Raw genomic sequence first — 18773 nt, 5'->3', positions numbered from 1 at the left:
CGCCTCTTCGTGACTATGGAGTTTCTGTGATTACAAACGATGTCCATCTTGCAACGGTGCCGCACTGGATCGCTGGCGCCCCCTCCGGCTCGACGAACGGGCGGAGGTCGGAGGTTGTCGATCCAGCCACGGGTCACGTACTGAGGCTTGTTGAGCTGGGCGACGCTGCTGTCGTCGACACGGCTGTGACCAGCGCCCGAAGCGCTGCGGGGGCCTGGGCTTCGACCCCGGCCCCCGTCCGCGCGACGACTCTGCACCGCTTCCGCGCCCTGATGCTCGAGCACAGTGACGAGCTTGCATCGATCATCACCTCGGAGCAGGGGAAAACCCTCGCAGACGCGAGAGGGGAGGTCGCCCGTTCTGTCGAGGCTGTCGAAGTTGCGATATCTGTAGTGCAGCACCTCAAAGGTGAGTACGCAGAACAGGTCTCCAGGGGAGTTGACACATACTCGTTCCGCCAGCCGCTCGGAGTGTGTGCTGGTATCACCCCATTCAACTTCCCCATCATGGTGCCGGTGTCAATGTTCGCGGCCGCGATCGCCTGCGGTAACTCGTTCGTGCTCAAACCAAGCGAGAGAGTGCCATCCGCCTCGGTGCGGCTGGCGCAACTGCTCGCCGAAGCCGAGCTACCCGACGGTGTCTTCAACGTCGTGCACGGTGGCGTTGACACGGTGAACGCGCTGATCGACCACCCGGACGTCGCTGCCATTTCCTTTGTGGGCTCGACCCCGGTTGCGCGTGAGATCTACAGCCGTTCCGCCGCTGCCGGCAAGAAGGTGCAGGCACTGGGTGGAGCGAACAACCATATGGTCGTCATGCCTGACGCCGACCTGGACGCAGCAGCGGACGCACTGGCGTCGGCTGCATACGGCGCCGCCGGTCAGCGATGCATGGCCGTGCCCATCGCGGTAGCGGTCGGGGAAATCGCGGACGAGCTAGTTGCCAAGACCGCGGAGCGGGCCACCGCCTTCCGTACCGGACCGGGGAATGACGAAGGCACCGACATGGGCCCGCTCATCTCAGAGGTCGCCATCGAACGAGTCAGAGGTGCGTTGGAGGCGGCACCTAGCCAAGGCGCAAACGTCGTTGTAGACGGCCGTGTCAACATAGCGTCCGAAGCCGGCTATTTTATCGGCCCGAGCTTGGTCGACAACGTAAGCGTCGACAGCGACCTCTATCAGAAGGAGGTGTTCGGACCGATTCTGAGTGTGGTCCGCGTCGATGATCTCGACGAAGCACTTCGCATCGTGAACGCCAGCCCATATGGCAATGGTGCGACCATCTTCACCGCAAGTGGAGTGGCCGGTCGCCGATTCGTTCACAGCGTCCAGGCCGGAAGCGTCGGGATCAACGTTCCCATTCCAGTTCCGATCTCTTGGTTCGGATTCGGAGGTTGGGGTGACTCGCGGTTCGGCGATGACGGACTCAACTACGATGCCTATCGCTTCTACACCAAGTCCAAGGTGGTCACCCAACGTTGGACTGAACCCCGAATGGGCGTGTCCCCGCATTTCGTCGCCGCGAGGAATCAATGACGATGATCGATCTCTCCCCATCCTCGCCTTCCGAAGATGCTCGGGAAGAGGGCACTCCGCGGCTGGATCATGTGGGGATACTCGTCCGCGACCTCGAGTTGGCCACCACACGTTGGCAGAGCAGATTCAACGTCAGCATCGCGCACACTTTCGAGGCCCCCTCTCTCGCCATCCGCGCGACGTTTCTCGCGATAGCGTCGGCCAATGTCGAGCTATACACCATCGACGATCCGGACGTTCGCGATCTCGCGCTGGGTGGAGCCTCGGCAAAGCTCGACCACATTGCGTTGCGGTTCGACGGAAACGCGAGCGAGCTCGATCTCGCTGGATGCACGATCCGCGGGCCCGGACGACCGGACCCGATCGGAGCTCCTTTCCGCATCGCCGACTCAGAGCATGTATGGACCGAGCCACCTGGAATCGACATACTGCTACAGCTCATCACCCCGACGGAAAGCACACCGTAGCGCTGCCAACGTTGCCTCCCGACGGTCTCCACCATTTGTGAATGTGGGGGAGAAACCGGGGCCAGAACTGCACCGCCATTAGGCAAGTCAACGAACACAAGTGGTCACCCGGTACCCGGTACGCCGATCACCGGGATGCACAACCAATCCGATGCACACTCACAAGAGGAGAGACCAATGGGACGCATGGACGGAAAGGTCGCCCTGGTAACGGGTGCGGCACGTGGAATGGGACGGGCACACGCAATCCGGCTCGCTGAGGAGGGCGCCAATATCCTCGCCATCGACTGTCCGCCGGACACCGGACTCCCGTATCCGACCGGATCATCTGATGACCTCCAGATCACTGTCAAAGAGGTCGAAGCACTGGGACGACGAATCATTGCACACGAGGGAGATGTCCGGAAGCAGTCGTCGCTCGACAAACTGGTTGCTGACGGCGTAAAGGCATTCGGTGGTCTGGACGTTGCGGTCGCCAACGCCGGGATCTGGACCGTACACCCGTTCCACGACATTCCTGAAGACGAATTCACAGCTGTTCTGGACGTCAACATCACCGGAGTGTGGCGCACCTTGAAGGCAGTGTCGCCGGCGATCACGGAACGGGGCGGCGGCTCGATCATCGTGACCTCTTCCGGCAACGGCGTAGAAGGGTCACCCCATTACGCCCACTATGTCGCGTCGAAGCACGGCGTAATCGGGCTGGCGAAAAGCGCTGCGCTCGAGTTCGGTCAGTACGGAATTCGAGTCAATATCTTGCTCCCGGGGCCGACTGATACTCCAGCCCTCGACTGGCAGGGCGGGTATGATCTCTGTGCAGGTAAAGGCCCCGGTCAGGGTGTGAAAGAAGACCTCGAAGGCGCGAAGTACTGGTCTGCCCTTCGCGATGTCGGGTTGCTGCCACCACGCGCCATGAGCGAAGCGGTGCTGTGGCTTGCGTCCGACGAGTCTCGATGGACAACCGGACTCGAGATGCACGTTGATGGTGGCCATATGCTGATGCCGGGACTGAACATGGCAAAGATGGCCGCCGATCAACCACAGTGACAACTCGACCTATCTTCGACTGGAAGAGAACCCACTTCCTGAAGTCCGCATTTTCCATGCGCGACAAAGCTGAATAGAACAAATCGATCGCAGCGAACCGGTTTTTTTAACCAGTTCGCTGCGATTGCTCTGAACGACCCAAACTAATCGCTCTTCGAGCGGCCTCTCCATTCCAAACCGAATACCGTTCTAAGCCACACTGTGGTGACCGTCTCCACCATGTCTTCGGTGCGAATTGCATTCTCGCTTCGCATGCTCATAAGTCCCAGGTTCCGTTCGCCCATCCAAATGAGCGCTGCCGCCAGTGAACGAGCCGGTGGTCCATCAAGAGCCACACCCGCAGCTCTGTCGCGCTCGATCGCAGCGGCCGCCGCATCGACAAAACGACCCAGTATTTTGTCCCACTGGGCCCCCAAAGTGGGTTCGGCCGCCGCTGCATCACCGACCTCGCGCAGGACGTGTCCATGCCGCTCCCACACGACCATGACCTCCGACACTGCATGCTCGATTGCAGCCTCAGGAGAAATCCCGGGAGGTCGCTCGAAGATCATTGCTGATGCAGTGAACACATCGGCCGTCACACTCGATAGAAGCGCCGAAAGAACCTGCCATTTAGATTCGAAATAGAAATAGAAGGATGAACGCGACAAACCCGCTCTCTTGGCAAGGTCATCAATCGAAACGTTCCGCAACGGCTCGGTGCGCAGAATCTCATATGCGCCCTCGAGGATTGCTTGCTCGCGCCTGTCACCCTTGAGATTGCGCCTACCAGTCCGGGGTTCGGATCCGTTGAGACCGTTTGAGAACGAAGTCGCCATGCCTACAGAGTAGGCTAGTTCAACCTGCATATGTAGCCGGGGGTGCGGTGACCGTCCACGATTTTCCATGCTGCATCGCCCGAGATGGCCTCTCGGATTGCACGGCAGTTCGGTAGAACTATCGGGGGCAAATTCCCAGTCCCGTCTTAACCAAGTTGCAATACAGATACCGATTTAATGGTCATGTTGATAGTCAAAGACTGGTGCGGAATTGGTGACTCGGCACCCATTTCGCCACTCGGCAATCCATGTACTTTCCGTGGAAAGTCCTCGGCTCGCGCGAGCGTCAACCACCGACGGCGCAGCGTCGAGTCGGCCCTCGTCCTCATTGCGTAGGCAAGCAACTGGCCAAGTGCCTCGACTGTACGTTGATTATACTCGACACATCGTCTATTGTACGTATGTGAACCACGACGGGCAACGTTCATCGGCACGCTGGCGAGACCCGCTCGCGTAGTAACTCGTAATTCAGGTCGGTACGCTCACTTGCGCGACGCTCTTTCACTTCCCGAAGCGCTGGCGCATCCGTAGCCCTCCTGACGCCACGCCAACCCAGGAGAAGTCGTTTCGATGTCATCAAATCTTGCGAACAATCTTGTCGAGACTGCTCGGCTACTGGGCGATCGACCCGCGATCCGGCTTGATGAAACCACCTTGGATTATGCAGAGTTCCATCGTGCCGCTGCGGCAGTGGCGGGCGACCTGCATTCGCGAGGTATTCGATCCGGCGATCGGGTCGGCATCGTACTGCCGAACGTCCCTGCGTTTCCGGTCATCTTCTACGGGATTCTGATGGCAGGCGCCGTCGCAGTTCCGATCAACCCCATGCTCAAGGAGCGTGAGATCACATATTACTTGGACGATTCTGGGATGGCTCTCATCTATGGCTCGCGGTCTCGCGGGGATCTGGTTGCGAAAGCCGCACTAGCGAAGAAGATTCCCGCGCTGTTGGTCGACGACCGTGGTCCGAGCGACGCTGATCTGACTGGGAACCCGATCGATGAACCTGTGGAGCGTAGCCGTGACGACACCGCAGTTCTTCTCTATACCTCTGGGACGACGGGGAGTCCTAAGGGAGCGGAACTCACCCACGAGAATATGTCGACCAATGCTTCGACGACTGCTGAGACTCTGATTCAGACCGGGTCCAGTGACGTCATCTTGGGGTGCCTGCCACTGTTCCACGTGTTCGGCCTAACCTGTGGGCTGAATGCCGCGGTGAAGTCAGGAGCGCTCCTGACTCTGATCCCCAAGTTTGACGCGGAATCAGCCCTGCGTGTTCTGGTTCGAGATGAGGTTACAGTTCTCGAAGGGGTCCCCACCATGTACTCCGCGATGCTCAACTCTCCCGACGCCGACTCCGTCGAGCTATCCCATCTTCGCTGCTGCATCGTAGGGGGGGCGCCGATGCCTGTCGAGGTTCTCAAGGCATTCGAACAAACATTCGAATGCGAGATTTACGAGGGGTACGGACTTTCTGAGACCGCACCCATCGCTTGTTTCAACCAGCCCGGACACCCACGCAAAGCCGGCACGATCGGGATTCCCGTGCGCGGATGCACGCTGCGACTAGTCGACGACGGCGACAACGAAATTGTCGGATGTGATGAGGCCGGAGAAATCCAAATTCGCGGCGAGAACGTGATGAAGGGATACTGGGCTCGTCCGGCGGCCACCGCGGAGGCCATAAGCGACGGCTGGTTCCGCACAGGAGACATCGCCACACGAGATAGCGATGGCTACTACAGCATCGTTGACCGGAAAAAGGACATCATCATTCGGGGTGGTTACAACGTGTACCCACGCGAAGTGGAAGAGGTTCTGTACGAGCATCCAGCTGTTGCCGAGGCAGCTGTTGTAGGTATCAAACACACCCATCTCGGGGAGCAAATCGGAGCTGCCGTATCGCTCAAACGCGGAGCGCACGTCGAGCCGTCTGAGATAATCGAGTTTGTTCGCGCCAGGCTCGCCGAGTACAAGTACCCCCGGCAGATTTGGTTTGTCCCCAGCCTCCCGAAAGGACCGACCGGCAAAATTCTTCGCAGGCAAGTTGAGCCGCCCGCCGTGGGCTGACCTTCACAGATCCGACCGGGCGGTGAGTTTGCCCGTTAGGACGCTCGCCCTTCACTTGGGGGAAGGTCTTACTGCTCATCTGTGGCCGGTCCATGCCTGAGACGCGCTTGGTCTGCGAAAACTGCACGTTGAAATAACGTCCTACCACCAGCCTCAAGCGGGGAGACGGTGCGGATCCCGCCCTGCTCCGGTGCGCAACCACAGGCCGACCGGTGGTTTACTCCACTCAAGTTTGACTGACTGAAAAATCCCGGCCGCCCGATTTCCTGTCGGTGGCGATCCGTAGACTCGGATACGTTCTGGTGAGCATCCCCCCCAGATTTTGTTCCTAGAACACCCCAGTGCCCCGGCGTCACCCCCCCGACGCCGGGGCACACTCGTGCGCACCGGCGGACGAGAAGAGCGAGAAAAGACGGAGTCGAGGTCAGGGCGGTTCCCGTTGGGCGATCCCATCGCGCTGCGCTTCGACCCGGAGACCAAACACCGACTCGACGAGTAGTCCTCACGACATCGAGGTGCGGCGTCGGTTAACTCTGCGCGGCTCGACGTTGGGACGAGTAACTTCGAGCGGGCACACAATCGACACGGTTCGGCAATCCGAGGCCCTTCATGAATGAGTTTGATCCCTTCGCTACCCGTCCGGATGTGGCCGGGTCGGTCGTCGCGGACTTGGCGGCGGCCGGGTTCGCCGACGCCGCGGAGATCGGGCGCGGGGGTTTCGGGGTCGTCTACCGCTGTCGGCAGACTGCTCTCGATCGCACTGTGGCGGTGAAGGTGCTGACCGGGGTTCTCGACGAGGACAGTCGTGCGCGATTTCTGCGTGAGCAGCGTGCCGCGGGCCGGCTGACCGGCCATCCCAATGTCGTCAACGTCCTGCAGGTCGGAGTCACCGAGCACGACCGGCCGTACATTGTCATGCCCGTCTATGCCCATGACTCTCTCGATGCCCGCATCCGCAGGCGGGGTCCGTTGAGACTGGAGGAGGTGCTGCGCGTCGGCGTCAAGATCGCCGGTGCCCTACAAGCCGCCCACGACCTCGGTATCCTCCATCGTGACGTCAAGCCGGCTAACATTTTGCTCACCGATTACGGGGATCCCGCGTTGACAGACTTCGGGATCGCGCACATCTCGGGCGGGTTCGAAACCACCGCTGGAGTTGTGAGCGGATCGCCGGCCTTCACGGCACCCGAGGTCATTGCCGGTGGCGCACCGAGTCCGGCCGCCGATGTGTACGGTCTGGGCGCGACCTTGTTCGCCGCCGCCACCGGCCACGCTGCCTTCGAACGCCGGAGTGGTGAGCAACTGGTCGCCCAGTTCGTCCGGATCACGACCGAGCCGACGCCGAACCCGCGAGAGCACGGCATCGCGAACGATGTCAGCACTGTGATCGAGGCGACGATGGCAAACGATCCTGCCAGTCGGCCATCCGTCGGGGAACTGGGCAGACAACTGACGCACCTGCAACGCCAGCATCGCTATCCTGTCGACGACATGGCCGCGCGCGCCGGCTACGAGAAAACTCACGCGGGCGACTCCAGTCACCCACCACCGGCGCACCCACCGCACGATAGTGAGTCACCAGCTGCTCATTCAGTCCGCACGGGGGCGCTGCCGCTGGAGTTGACCAGCTTTATCGACCGTCGCGAGGAGACGGCGAAGGTCACAAACTTACTCTCGACGGCCCGCATGGTGACCTTGACCGGGATGGGAGGAGTGGGCAAGACCCGACTGGCGCTGCGAGTCGCCGGTCGAACCCAGACGCGTTTCGCTGATGGTGTGTTCCTGATCGATCTGGGCGAGCTGCGCGATGACTCGCTTCTCGTCAACGTGGTGGCGGATGTGCTGGGTTTACGCGACAGAACCGCGAGGCCACTTCCCGAGGTCCTCGCGGAATTCATCGCCCCGCGCGAAGTGCTGCTCGTTCTGGACAACTGCGAGCAGGTGCTCGACGCGGTCGCGAAACTCTCCGAAGCGCTGCTCCGCACCAGCCCGGGCCTGCGGATGCTCCTGACCAGCCGCGAGCCGATCGGCATCAGCGGCGAGGTAGCGCTACCGATAGCCCCGCTTGCGGTACCCGACGCCGACCATCTGCCGAGACGGCTGCCCGGCAACGACGCAATGGCACTGTTCGCCGAGCGGGGCGCCGCGGTCCTGCCCGGCTTCGAGGTCACCGACGACAACAAGGTGACCATCGCCCGGATATGCCAGCACCTCGACGGCCTGCCGTTGGCGATCGAGCTGGCCGCCGCACGACTTCGGGCGATCTCCCCAGAGGAGATTCTCGAGCGACTCACCGACCGCTACCGGTTCCTGACCCGCGGACGCAGAGACGCCCCGTCACGGCAACAGACCCTGCGGATGTGCATCGACTGGAGCTATGACCTGTGCACACCCCTGGAACAACTGATGTGGGCTCGCCTGTCCATGTTCGCCGGTAGCTTCGAACTCAATGCGGCCGAGCAGATCTTCGGGCAGGACCCGACCGTTGACGATTTCCTGGACACCGTCACCTCTCTCGTCGACAAGTCGATTCTCATTCGAGAACAGTCGGCTCCGGTCGCTCGGTTCCGGATGCTCGAGACCGTGCGCGACTACGGCCGGGAGAAGATCCGCGCCGACACCGACTACTCCGAGCTGCGCACCCGATACCGAAACTGGTACGTGCAGCTGTCCTCGGACGCCGAGGCTGACTGGGTCGGTCCGCGGCAACTCGAGTGGCTGACCCGATTGGTCGCCGAACTGCCGAACTTCCGACAGGCACAAGAGTTTTGCCTCTCCGAAGATCCCGAGTCCGGGCTTGGCATGGCCGCAGCGCTGTTCCCTCTCTGGTTATCGCGCGGTTTATTGACCGAAGGACGGCGCTGGATCGATGGGCTCCTGGCGCAGTCGCCCCGCACCGTAGGCGTTGACCGCGCCAAGGCAATACTCTGGGCCAGCGTGATGGCCGGAGTGCAGGGCGACCTGCAGGCATCGATCACCCTGATCCAAGAAGGACGGACACTTACCGATCGATCGGCCGATCCTCTGCTGCGGGCGCACATCGACCTTGCCGAAGGTTACCGGGCCTTTTACGGCGGCGACGTCGACTCTGCACAAGTTCATTTCGAAGCCGCACGACCAACCTACGCCGCCGTGCCGAGCGCGCTTGCTCTCCACATCCTCTTGTTGCAGGGTCTCGGGTTCGCGTACGAGTTGCTCAATCACACTGAGCGCGCCATCGAATGTTACGAGAGTGCACTCGCGGTCACCGAAGAGCATGGTGAAGCAGTGCATCGGTCGTATTTGCTGTGGGCCCTGGCCGTGGTGGTGTGGCGACACGCCAATACCGAACGGGCGAACGAGCTACTCCAACAGGCGCTCCGCGCTGCTCGGAAAGTCAATGAGCGGCTCGTCATCAGCATGTGCCTACAAGCACTCGCGTGGATCGCTGCCGAGGAAGGTGCTTTCGAACGAGCCGTGGTGTTGACCTCGGCTGCAGAAAACCTCAGCAATGCCATGGGGAGTTCCCCGATCTTCGTATCTGGGTTGGTCCCGTACCGCGAGAGAAGCGAACGGGATACACGGAGGGCGCTGAGCGAAAAGGTATTTGCCGCGGCTCAGAGAAAAGGGAACAAGCTGGGAGTGGAGTCCGCGGTCGCCTACGCACTCGGTGAGCAAAGTCCGGCGTCAAACACACCGACCACTGGACAGGCCGGTCCGACCAAGCGCGAGCGTGAGGTCGCCGAGTTGGTCGCCGAGGGGTTGACCAATAGAGAGATAGCGTCCCGCTTGACGATATCTGTGCGTACCGCGCAGGGGCACGTCGAACATCTTCTTGCCAAGTTGGGCTTCACCTCGCGTGCCCAGATCGCCGCATGGGTGGTGGAATCACGGCGAATCATGCCCTGACACAATGTGGTACGGACGCTCAGTCTCTACAGGCGCCCGGAAATTCGTTGACGTTGGTCGATTAGCGTTCCAGAAGCAACAGCGACACTACTCGGAGGTTGCGAGGCAGGACTCGACACAGCGCGACGGAGGTCACCCCGGCATTGCTCTGACGGAGAAGCGGGAACAGTTCGCGATAGCGCCCCGTGGGGTGGTGGGCTTTGAGGTTGAATCCTCGGTGCCTACTCGCCACGGGTGATCGCGGCGATGGCTTCAGTATCGCCGCTGGGGCCCAGCAACGCCATCGACCCCTCGGAGAGGTAGCGGCGCTCGCTGGAGTGCCACTCGCCGTGCATGTCGGCCGGGACCGCACCGACGAGTCGGATCACGGCCGCCTCGTTCGGGAATATGCCCACGACGCGGGCTGCGCTTGCTCTCCTTGTTTACCTGCTCCAACGGATTGGTCGACCAGATTTTCGACCAATGCGCCCGCGGAAATGTGCTGAACGCCAAAACCTCTGCCTTCGCCTGGTCCATCAGCGGACCGATCTTGGGGAACCGGCCGACCAACTGATCACGAACCTCGTCCCCCGTGGGGGCGGCGGTGGCGGGATCGGGCTGGGCGAAGTTTCGGGGATCCGCAATGGGACGTCGCTGGCCTGGGTGGCCACCAACCGGGGCCTGACCCCGTTGCGTTCGGTGGTGCGGGCCTCGGTGCGTTCATAGCGGCCCGCGCCGATCTGTTCGGTGGCTTCGGTTTCGATCAGTTCTTGCATGACCATCCGGACCGATTCACGGATCAGATCCACGCCTTCTCCGGCACGGAATGCGTCGAGTAGCTCGGACAGGGCAGACTGGGACAGGGCCATCGGTGGACCTCTTTCTTCGATGCGTGCTTGGCGGTACACACCGAAGATCCCGCCGATGGCCCTCTCTACGTCGGAGCCGCGCCGCTCAGTCCCAAACCCCACTACTCCACCGGGACGCCTACCAGTTCGCTCGGCTGATCCGGCTAGGGGTGAGTAACTCTGAGGCGTGCCGCCGTGTCGGAATCAACCGCCGGACCGGGACACGATGACGGTTCGGTCGCACGATGACGTCCACTCGCCGTGGCAGCGCGGCAGCAATGAGAACCTCAACGGGCCTCTGCGTCAGTACTTTCCCAAAGCCAGCGACCTCAGCATAGCCAGCGACCTCAGCATCCATACGTCAGAGCGGTCTGGTCGAGGTTGCCTCCCAGTTGAATACTCGACCCCGCAAGACCCTGGAGTGGGCAACTCCGGTTTCGCTCCTTACTGAAATACCCTCATCCCACGACAAGCCCGACTGTTGTGACGTTCGCTAGATTCTGCCCACCAAAAGGCACGCCGAGTGGTCCGATTCTGATCCCGGACGCCAACCTCTGCCATGGAAGGTCCGATGGATCGGCAGCGACAGGGCCGGGGGCCTTCGCAACGAGAATGGAATGAGCGATCGGTTGGAAGTCCGCTCGGAAATGCACCGAACTCTTGACGACCACGATTTCGCTATCTTCGGGTTCTAAGCCGACCATCCGGAATTGGTTGCGGTCGAATAACTGTGACTTCCAGGTTGTGACGACGATTCTGACGCCGCCAATTCGAAGGCAGGCGGATGGGCCCTGGTCGATCTCATTGCCACGCATCATCGGGCCGCCGAAGCGGCACCGACCATCTGAGACTCGCTCCACTACGAACGTCTCTTTGAGGGGTTCATCGCCAGGGATACTCGATTGGCCGCCGAGAGCGACCGTGATCGGTTGCCCCGGTCCCGCTGCGTGCGCGGCTGAAGCGACGTCGGGGTCACAAATCGCACCGACTATTGCGCGCTCCGCATCGGCGTCGAGAAGAGCCCGGATAATGCCCATCGTATTGGCGTTACCACCAGCTCCCGGATTATCCTGGGTGTCCGCAATGATTACGGGGCGGGTGGATGCGCCCGCAATCCTGATGGCATCGCCCACGGCGGCCGACGGACCCTGTAGCGATACCATCCATTCGGACTCGCGTCCGACAACTTCGTTGTAGAGGAGCTCGACGGCGCGCTCAAGGTCCGCCCGGTCACTTCCATATCCCCACACTGTGGGCCCGCACTCAGGAAAGTCGCTGCTCGGGAATCCGGCGGCAAAGGACATGCACGAGGTATCGCCCCCAAGGGCTCCGAGTTTTTCGTAGACGAGTCCTGCCGGGTTTGTGAGAGTGCATCCCGCGTTGATCGGGATCAGAAATGGGATGCGTCGAATCACGCAATGGAGGGTTTCCCCAGCAGTGAGCCGGAGCAGCAAACCCGCGGCTCGCGCCCCCGTTTCGGCCATGTCGGTGTGGGGATACGTGCGGTAGGCAACGAGAGCGTCGGCGTTCTCGACCATTCGAGTCGTGACATTGGCGTGCAGGTCCAGGCTTGCGACGATGGGCACTCTCTCCCCGACGATCGCCCGCAATCGAGTTAGAAGTTCGCCTTCACCATCGTCATGATGCTCCGCGACCATCGCTCCGTGGAGGTCGAGGTAGATGGCGTCGGGGGCGGCGACGGCAGCCGCGGATGTTATCTCACCGCAGATCTTTTCATATGTATCGCGTGTCACTGGAGCAGACGGGCTCGCCCCTGCCCAGATGACCGGCACGATCGTAATACCATTGCTCTTGAGCTCCTTGAGGAACCCTCCCATCGGGATGTTGACCTCCTCGAGTTCGTGCACAGAGTCTCCCCGTCGCAGAGCGGGAAACCCCTCGCCGTTGACGAAGCTGTCGTAACTCGCGGGCGGTCCCACTGCGAATGTGTTCGTTTCGTGTTGGAAGCCTGCCACTAGTATGCGCACAGTAAATTCCTCCTCATGGTTCGGTTCTAAGGGTTTCTGTTGGCAAGGGGAGCAGAGTCGCGGGCCAAGGGTCGGGGGCTCGGGTCATCTGCCGCGAACGGCGATTTGCGGGGAAGGCGGTTCGCGAAGATCAGCAACCCGCCGACGAGCACCACCCCTGCCATGACCACTAACCCGGGGGACGCGCTTCCAGTCGAATCCTTGATGTAGCCGATCAGTGTCGGGCTGAAGAATCCGCCGAGTAAGCCGATGCTGTTGATGAAGGCAATACCGCCCGCGGCGGCTGTTCCGCTGAGGTAGCCGGCTGGGATGGCCCAGAATACGACATAAGCACCCTGTAGGCACGCTGTGGCCACGATGATCGCAACGAACGAGACGAGGAAATTGTTCGCCGTCAGCGCTGAGATAAGAAGCGCGGCCGCAGCGGCAAGGGCTGGCACGGAGCTGTGCAGGCGTCGTTCGCCCCGCTTGTCCGAGTGGCGGGCGAGTGGAAACATGACGAGCAGCGCGACGAGATAGGGGGCTGCGGACAAGTGCCCGATTTGCGTCGTGCTTGCGACTCCGTTTTCTTTGAGAATCGTCGGCAACCAGAATGCGACGGTGTACAGGCCGCCGATCAGGCAAAAGTACCCGATGGCCAGCGCGTAAATGCGGGGATCCCGCAAGACTTGTCGAAAGTTATGGGTGGACGCAGCGTCCTCCGTATCCGACACCTCCTGCTGGATTACTGCCTTCTCGGCGTCGGTGAGCCAACTCGCCAGGTTCGGCCGGTCTACCAACGTTTTCCACACGACGAACCCGAGCAGGACACATGGCAGACCCTCGGCGAGAAACATCCATTGCCACCCTGCGAGACCGAGCGTTCCGTTGAACCTGGTGATTGTCCAGGACGAGATCGGCCCGCCGATCATTGATCCCAGCGGTCCAGGGATCATTAGCAGAGCCATCGCTCCAGCCATCCGAGCCCGCGGAAACCATAAGGTCAGGTAGAAGATGATGCCAGGCGCGAAACCGGCCTCAAAGACCCCGAGAAGAAATCGCAGTACATAGAACGTCATCGCGTTGGTAACAAACATCATTGTCGCAGAGGTGATTCCCCATAGAACCATGATCCGGAAGAGGGTCTTGCGAGTGCCGATCTTCTCCAGCAGCAAGTTGCTGGGGACTTCGAAGAGAGCGTACGCGAGGAAGAAGATCCCGGCTGCCAGACCGTACGCTGACTCGCTGATCCCTACATCCTCGGTCATCTGAAGCTTTGCGTACCCGATGTTTACCCGGTCTAGGTAGGCGAAGGTGTAACAGAGCACAAGCAGCGGCAGAATCCGCAGGCCGATTTTCCGATAAAGCTTGTCGCGATCGATAGTAGCGCCAATGTCGACCATAGTGGTGTTCTCCAACTCTTGCCAGATGTTCTGCACGGCGGCCGTTGCCATGGAATGTTGACAAGAGTGCGTGAGCACCGGCATCCCACCTACAGAATGATGGAAAGATGCTAATTCTCGGCATATTTTGATTGAAAACGACATTGTCGGATCCCGCCGAAGGGAAGGGGCCACATGCTAGACGAACTCGACCTTGCGTTGGTAGATGCTCTGCAGGTCAACCCACGCGCCAGTTGGGCGGCGCTGGGTGATGTCCTCGAACTGGCGCCGGTCACTCTGGCACGTCGATGGCAGCGGCTCGCTGAATCGGGGGCGGCGTGGATCTCGGTGTCGTTAAGTAACTGGGGGTCCCGCGGTGCGGTAGTAGAATTCTTGTGTCGGCCGGGTCCGAGTTGTCCGTTGCGCGGGAGCTGTCCGAGGTCCCAAACATCAGCACGGTTTGCGTCACAACCGGTGAGTATCAGGTGCTGGCGCTGATGCTCGCCCCCACTCTTGCTGGGATCTCTGTTGCCTTGTTGGAAGCGCTGCCGGTTCCTGATGCAGTTGTTTGTCTACGCACTCACGTTTACGGAAGCACGTTCGGAGGAATTTTCTGGCGTCTGGGTGTCTTGAATCGCATGCAGATGGACCAGGTCCGCGATGAACTGGGAAAACCCCCATCGCCGATAGCTCGTGCGGAAACCACTCCGCAGAGCAGATCATTGGACAGCGGGGATCACGCCTTGTTCCTGGCGTTGGGACATGACGGCAGGCGTGCCTACACCGATCTCGCCGATGACCTCGGCAGCACCCCCCAAGTAGTGAAACGAAGGCTGGACCGCCTGCGTCGCCATGGCGATATCATCTTTCGATGCGACGTGGCACGTTCGCTCGTAGGTTGGCATTCCATGGCTCTGTTCTGGATTCGAGTGCCCGACGCAGACATGCAGGTGGTCGGCCGTTCCATCGGAACCTGGTCCGAAACACGCCATTGTGCAGCTGTCGCCAGCCCTGCAAACCTTTGCGTCATCGTGAATCTGCGTTCTCTGGAACATCTCGACGAGCTGCTGCTTCGGCTGGCTCGGGATCACCCTTCTGTGGAAGTGGTCGACCGTCGGTTGGTTCTGCGCCAGGTGAAGGTCTACGGGCGGATAGTCGACGAGCAAGGTCGGTGCTTCCGAGTCATTCCGGTGGATCCGTGGTTCCGTACTGAAGGCCACGTGATATAGGCAGCTGCTGGCGGCACCCACACCCGCACCGTGTCGCATTCTGAATCGTCCCGAGTTTGATGCACACCTAACACCGCGATCAGTTCGGGGTCGTACGGATCTGCCGTGCGCTCAGTGCACGATCGCCCCGAGAACCTTCTACGCCTAGCTGACGCGGCCGTTGTCGAGGCGGGCGTTGTGGGACGCCACCATCACCGCGGTGCTGGCCTCGTACTGCGTCGAGCGTGACGAGCACGGTAGGCGCAGACCGGAGTCGCTGTACGGCTCGTTGAAGATGTGGGCCCACCTGCGCCGCCAGGGTATCGAGGTGGCCCGCTGCACGTGGAGCGGCTCATGCGTGTCAACGGGTGGGGTGGCGCCACCCGGGCGAAGAGGGTTCGCACCACCGTGCGGGAGCTATAGGTGCCGGCGGCCGCCGGATCTGGTCGACCGGAACTTTCGGGTCGACCGGCCCGACGCCCTCTATGTCGCAGACTTCACGTAATGGGAGAGTCGGATCCCGGCTTCGCTACACGACGATCGTGATCGATGCGTTCGCCGGCACGATTGTCGGTTGGGAGGTGTCGGCGTCCAAGGAGACCGCCTTCGTGCAGCGGGCGGTGAACCAGGCCTGCACGCTGCGGTCGATGCAGCAGATGAACGCGCTGCGCACCATTCGGACGTGGGGTCGCAAACCAGCTTCAACTGGTGGAAGCAACACCTCGATCATGGAGGTGTGGGAATGGGACGATCACCCGGGTGGGCGGCAGCGTTTACGGGGCGTGCGGTGATGCGGTCACCGGGACGTCCTCCGGTGCGCCGAGACCTCGAGCGGGCATTCTGGATGCGGATCGCCGAAGGTCTCACAAGGACGAATCAGCGACAGCGTGCGGCGTGTCGGGACCGGTAGGGACATGTTGGTTCCGCCAGGCTGGCGGGATGCCACCGATCGAGTCGATCCCGGTCTCGGGGAGGTACCTGTCGTTCACCGAACGCGAGGATATCGCGCTGCTGCGAGCCAAGGGTATGAGTATGCGCGACATCGCTGACCGGATCGGACGATCCCCGTCGACGATCTCGCGAGAGTTGCGGCGGATCGCCGCCACCGGTAATGGGAAGATCTCATACCGGGCGTCGACCGCACAGTGGAAGGCCGCCCTCGCCGCCAGCCGCCCGAAGCCGGCGAAGCTCGCCGAAGACGATCGATTGATTGGCCGCAACAAGCCTCGGCGCGGTGACCGTTGGTGGGCGACGGCGTGGAGTCCGGAGCAGATCTCGAGTCGCCTACCGATCGACTATCCGGAGGATCCGTCGATGCGCATTTCACATGAGGCGATCTACCAATCGCTCTTCATCGAGGGGCGTGGCGGCTTGGAGCGGGAGCTCGTCGCGTGCCTGCGCACCGGTCGGGCGGTACGTAAGCCTCGTGCGCGAGCACGGAAGCAGCGCATCGGTTTCATCACCAATGAGGTGACCATCGGAGCTCGGCCGGAGGAGGTCGAGAGTCGGAAGACGCTGGGGCATTGGGGGGCGACCTCACTATCAGGTCTGAACCGGTCCGCGATCGGCACGCCGGTCGCGCGCACCAGCAGATTCACGACACTGCTACATCTGCCGCGCCTGAAAGGTTATGGGATAGCGGCGATGATGAAGCACGGGCCAGGCGCTGTCCGGATATGGTTCGGTGTCCGTTTGTGATGCTCTGGCCGCGACGCTGACACCATTGCCCGAGCATCTACGCAGATCCGTGACATGGGATCGGGGAAGGGAACTGGCGCGTCATGCTGAGTTGACGGCACCAACGGGTATCCGTGTCTACTTCTGCGATCCGTAAAGTCCATGGCAGCGCGGGACGAGCGAGAACATGAATGGGCCCCTGCGGCAGTATTTCCCGAAGGGTACTGATCTGTCGCGATACAAGTTCCGTGAACTTCAGGCGGTCGCTGATGCGCTCAACAACCGCCCTCGAAGATCCACGGTTGGAGAACTTCAGCGGAAGTGTTTGCCGAACAGGTACACTCGTCCTCACGGCACATTGTTGCGACGACCGGTTGAATCCGCCCACCTCTGCGTGGGTGTATTGGTTCAACACCGCCAGGCTTATGCACCGCCTCGGGCGGATCCCTCCAACCGAGTACGAGGCCACGAAACTACGCTGAATACCGTGCCGACCGACCGGTCGCACACAAATGACACTGTGTGCATCAGACTCGGGATGGTTCATTCAGCGCGGTAGGTTACAGATTCATTGATGGTAACTTGTGCGACGTCACCAGCCCATTGTCAGTGGTCGGCAGCTTCCGAACTGTTCATCGCGGGCCAGTGCTCGAAGCTTCGCAGTGGGGCATAAGTGCCGGCGATGATCCGGAACACGGCGGTGCGAGGTGTTTCCGGGCGGTGCACGCCAAATGGAGCGGCATCATTGTCGATTCTGTTGGGTGGTTGGGGGTATCGACCTACCACTGGATGCAGCGAACCGGCGGAGGGTGGGGCGAGCTCGGCGGCGGCGAAGCGATTGCCTGGCGCTGATGTCGTCTTGGTCGCCACCGGTACGGGATCGGGGAGTCGATGGTGTTGTTGCATCGGCTCCCCGGGATCGGTGTTGGGGCGGAGGACTTTGACGATCCCCGCGACTGTGGGGTTCTCGATCGTCGAGGGGGTATCGGATGTTTGCCCGTCCACGATCTGCCGAAGGGCGCGGTGCAGGATTTTGCGGGATCGGGTTTTCGGCAGCCTGGGAACGATGTCGACTCCGGAGAGGGAGGCGATGGCGCCGATCTTTGCGCGGACCAGGTCACTGAGTTCGGTTGGCAGGGTGTCGATGCGCTCGGAGTAGATGGTTGTCGGGACCACGAGTGTGGCGAGAGCGACAGGGGGAGGGGTGGTTTGATCCAGGCTGGGCCTTCTCGCCGGGCCGGGACCGGGTTGCCGTCGCTGGCCTTGGTAGTAGGCGTGCTCAGACCGGACTGCGGTGGCACCGTTGATGTCGACGCGCGCCCAGCGGCAACGCCCCTATTATTTGAACAATCCGTGGATGAGGCGTTCGGGCTGAGGCACAGAGGGTGGTGCCGGTCGTCCGGCGAGTTGCACAGGGGTCCGGCAGTTGCGGCGGTGGAACCCTCGGGTTGGTGCGCGTCCTCGTCAGACGACCAGCCATCGCGATCAGTCGTCGAGCACTGCCAGGGCGTCGACCTCGACGAGCAGGCCTGGCGGAAGCTGCATGTAGACGGTGGTGCGGGTGGGGAAGGGCTCGCCGACGGCGGCGGTGTACGCCTCGTTCATCTCGGCCAGATGAGCGGGGTCGGTGAGGTACACGCGCAGCATCACGACGTCCTCGAGGCCCGCGCCGCCCGCCTCTAGGACGGCGGTGACGTTGCGCAGGGCCTGTGTGGTCTGTTCGGCGACCGTGGTGCCGGCGACCTCACCGGTGTCCGGGTCGAAGGGGAGCTGCCCGGAGACTTGCAGGAGGGGGCCCTTACGGATGCCTTGGGACAGCGGGGCCGGCAGGGTGGGTGCGTTCTCGGTGGTGATGACGGTTCTGGTCACGGTGTTCCTTGTAAG

The 18773-nt window shown here is 61.6% G+C and carries 12 protein-coding genes and 4 pseudogenes; 10 read left to right on the top strand and 6 right to left on the bottom strand.

Annotated features, from left to right (window positions below; genetic code table 11):
* Positions 1–29 precede the first annotated feature (29 nt).
* From GO592_RS40785 to GO592_RS40775, 3 genes are all read left to right on the top strand, one after another.
* On the top strand, positions 30–1535 hold the full coding sequence (locus tag GO592_RS40785; RefSeq protein WP_081437608.1) for a CoA-acylating methylmalonate-semialdehyde dehydrogenase: 1506 nt from the start codon (positions 30–32) through the stop codon (positions 1533–1535).
* Between the two features lie 2 nt (positions 1536–1537).
* A complete protein-coding gene (locus GO592_RS40780; protein WP_237737268.1) occupies positions 1538–2002 on the top strand; it encodes a hypothetical protein in 465 nt (154 codons plus the stop codon).
* Between the two features lie 177 nt (positions 2003–2179).
* Positions 2180–3049 carry a mycofactocin-coupled SDR family oxidoreductase gene (locus GO592_RS40775; protein ID WP_011600063.1) on the top strand — a complete coding sequence of 290 codons (870 nt, stop codon included), beginning with the start codon at positions 2180–2182 and terminating at the stop codon, positions 3047–3049.
* A gap of 143 nt (positions 3050–3192) precedes the next feature.
* On the opposite strand, the gene GO592_RS40770 is transcribed toward GO592_RS40775, so the two are convergent.
* Positions 3193–3867: a TetR/AcrR family transcriptional regulator gene (locus GO592_RS40770; protein ID WP_050787680.1), complete on the bottom strand. Its 675-nt coding sequence runs from the start codon at positions 3865–3867 to the stop codon at positions 3193–3195.
* A 570-nt stretch (positions 3868–4437) separates the two neighbouring features.
* Here GO592_RS40770 and GO592_RS40765 point away from each other — a divergent pair.
* Both GO592_RS40765 and GO592_RS40760 read left to right on the top strand, forming a co-directional pair.
* The gene (locus tag GO592_RS40765; RefSeq protein ID WP_133988327.1) at positions 4438–5940 is read left to right on the top strand and encodes a long-chain-fatty-acid--CoA ligase; all 1503 of its coding nucleotides are present in this window, start codon (positions 4438–4440) and stop codon (positions 5938–5940) included.
* Between the two features lie 609 nt (positions 5941–6549).
* The gene (locus GO592_RS40760; RefSeq protein ID WP_202715261.1) at positions 6550–9828 is read left to right on the top strand and encodes a protein kinase domain-containing protein; all 3279 of its coding nucleotides are present in this window, start codon (positions 6550–6552) and stop codon (positions 9826–9828) included.
* Positions 9829–10049: 221 nt separating this feature from the next.
* Here the strand turns inward: GO592_RS40760 and GO592_RS40755 are convergent.
* A pseudogene (locus GO592_RS40755) lies at positions 10050–10676 on the bottom strand (transposase).
* A gap of 226 nt (positions 10677–10902) precedes the next feature.
* Here GO592_RS40755 and GO592_RS45425 point away from each other — a divergent pair.
* A pseudogene (locus GO592_RS45425) lies at positions 10903–11152 on the top strand (transposase); the annotation flags it as partial.
* Here the strand turns inward: GO592_RS45425 and GO592_RS40750 are convergent.
* Complete coding sequence (locus GO592_RS40750) at positions 11114–12643, bottom strand: M81 family metallopeptidase (RefSeq protein WP_202715260.1); 1530 nt, start codon at positions 12641–12643, stop codon at positions 11114–11116. The pseudogene GO592_RS45425 and the gene GO592_RS40750 overlap by 39 nt on opposite strands.
* A gap of 26 nt (positions 12644–12669) precedes the next feature.
* Complete coding sequence (locus GO592_RS40745) at positions 12670–14025, bottom strand: MFS transporter (protein WP_169693707.1); 1356 nt, start codon at positions 14023–14025, stop codon at positions 12670–12672.
* A 174-nt stretch (positions 14026–14199) separates the two neighbouring features.
* Here GO592_RS40745 and GO592_RS46395 point away from each other — a divergent pair, with 174 nt between their 5' ends.
* The 4 genes and pseudogenes from GO592_RS46395 to GO592_RS40725 all read left to right on the top strand — a co-directional run bounded on the left by GO592_RS46395 (position 14200) and on the right by GO592_RS40725 (position 17267).
* Entirely contained in the window at positions 14200–14502 is a 303-nt protein-coding gene (locus GO592_RS46395; protein WP_337952691.1) for an AsnC family protein, read from the top strand.
* Positions 14400–15233, top strand: a complete 834-nt coding sequence (locus tag GO592_RS40740) for an Lrp/AsnC family transcriptional regulator (RefSeq protein ID WP_237737267.1) — start codon at positions 14400–14402, stop codon at positions 15231–15233. Before GO592_RS46395 ends, GO592_RS40740 begins: the two co-directional genes overlap by 103 nt.
* A gap of 71 nt (positions 15234–15304) precedes the next feature.
* Positions 15305–15906, top strand: a pseudogene (locus GO592_RS45420) (IS3 family transposase); the annotation flags it as partial.
* Positions 15907–15954: 48 nt separating this feature from the next.
* Positions 15955–17267 (top strand): annotated as a pseudogene (locus GO592_RS40725) (IS30 family transposase).
* A gap of 228 nt (positions 17268–17495) precedes the next feature.
* On the opposite strand, the gene GO592_RS40720 reads toward GO592_RS40725, so the two are convergent.
* Both GO592_RS40720 and GO592_RS40715 read right to left on the bottom strand, forming a co-directional pair.
* Positions 17496–18065, bottom strand: coding sequence for an AMP-binding enzyme (locus GO592_RS40720; RefSeq protein ID WP_202715258.1), 570 nt, complete (start codon positions 18063–18065; stop codon positions 17496–17498).
* 309 nt (positions 18066–18374) lie between these two features.
* On the bottom strand, positions 18375–18758 hold the full coding sequence (locus GO592_RS40715) for a RidA family protein (RefSeq protein WP_105421003.1): 384 nt from the start codon (positions 18756–18758) through the stop codon (positions 18375–18377).
* Positions 18759–18773 lie beyond the last annotated feature (15 nt).

It is taken from the genome of Rhodococcus sp. 21391, from assembly GCF_016772255.1.
GTDB classification, from domain to species: Bacteria; Actinomycetota; Actinomycetes; order Mycobacteriales; family Mycobacteriaceae; genus Rhodococcus_F; species Rhodococcus_F opacus.
Note: the sequence above shows the minus strand (reverse complement) of the source record. Positions and strands in the feature narration are given on the sequence as shown.

Bases quoted from the DNA above. Each gene is read 5' to 3' on its own strand.
- GO592_RS40780 (WP_237737268.1), top strand. From the start codon at position 1,538: ATGATCGATCTCTCCCCATCCTCGCCTTCCGAAGATGCTCGGGAAGAG.
- GO592_RS40775 (WP_011600063.1), top strand. From the start codon at position 2,180: ATGGGACGCATGGACGGAAAGGTCGCCCTGGTAACGGGTGCGGCACGT.
- GO592_RS40770 (WP_050787680.1), bottom strand. From the start codon at position 3,867: ATGGCGACTTCGTTCTCAAACGGTCTCAACGGATCCGAACCCCGGACT.
- GO592_RS40765 (WP_133988327.1), top strand. From the start codon at position 4,438: ATGTCATCAAATCTTGCGAACAATCTTGTCGAGACTGCTCGGCTACTG.
- GO592_RS40760 (WP_202715261.1), top strand. From the start codon at position 6,550: ATGAATGAGTTTGATCCCTTCGCTACCCGTCCGGATGTGGCCGGGTCG.
- GO592_RS40745 (WP_169693707.1), bottom strand. From the start codon at position 14,025: ATGGTCGACATTGGCGCTACTATCGATCGCGACAAGCTTTATCGGAAA.
- GO592_RS46395 (WP_337952691.1), top strand. From the start codon at position 14,200: ATGCTAGACGAACTCGACCTTGCGTTGGTAGATGCTCTGCAGGTCAAC.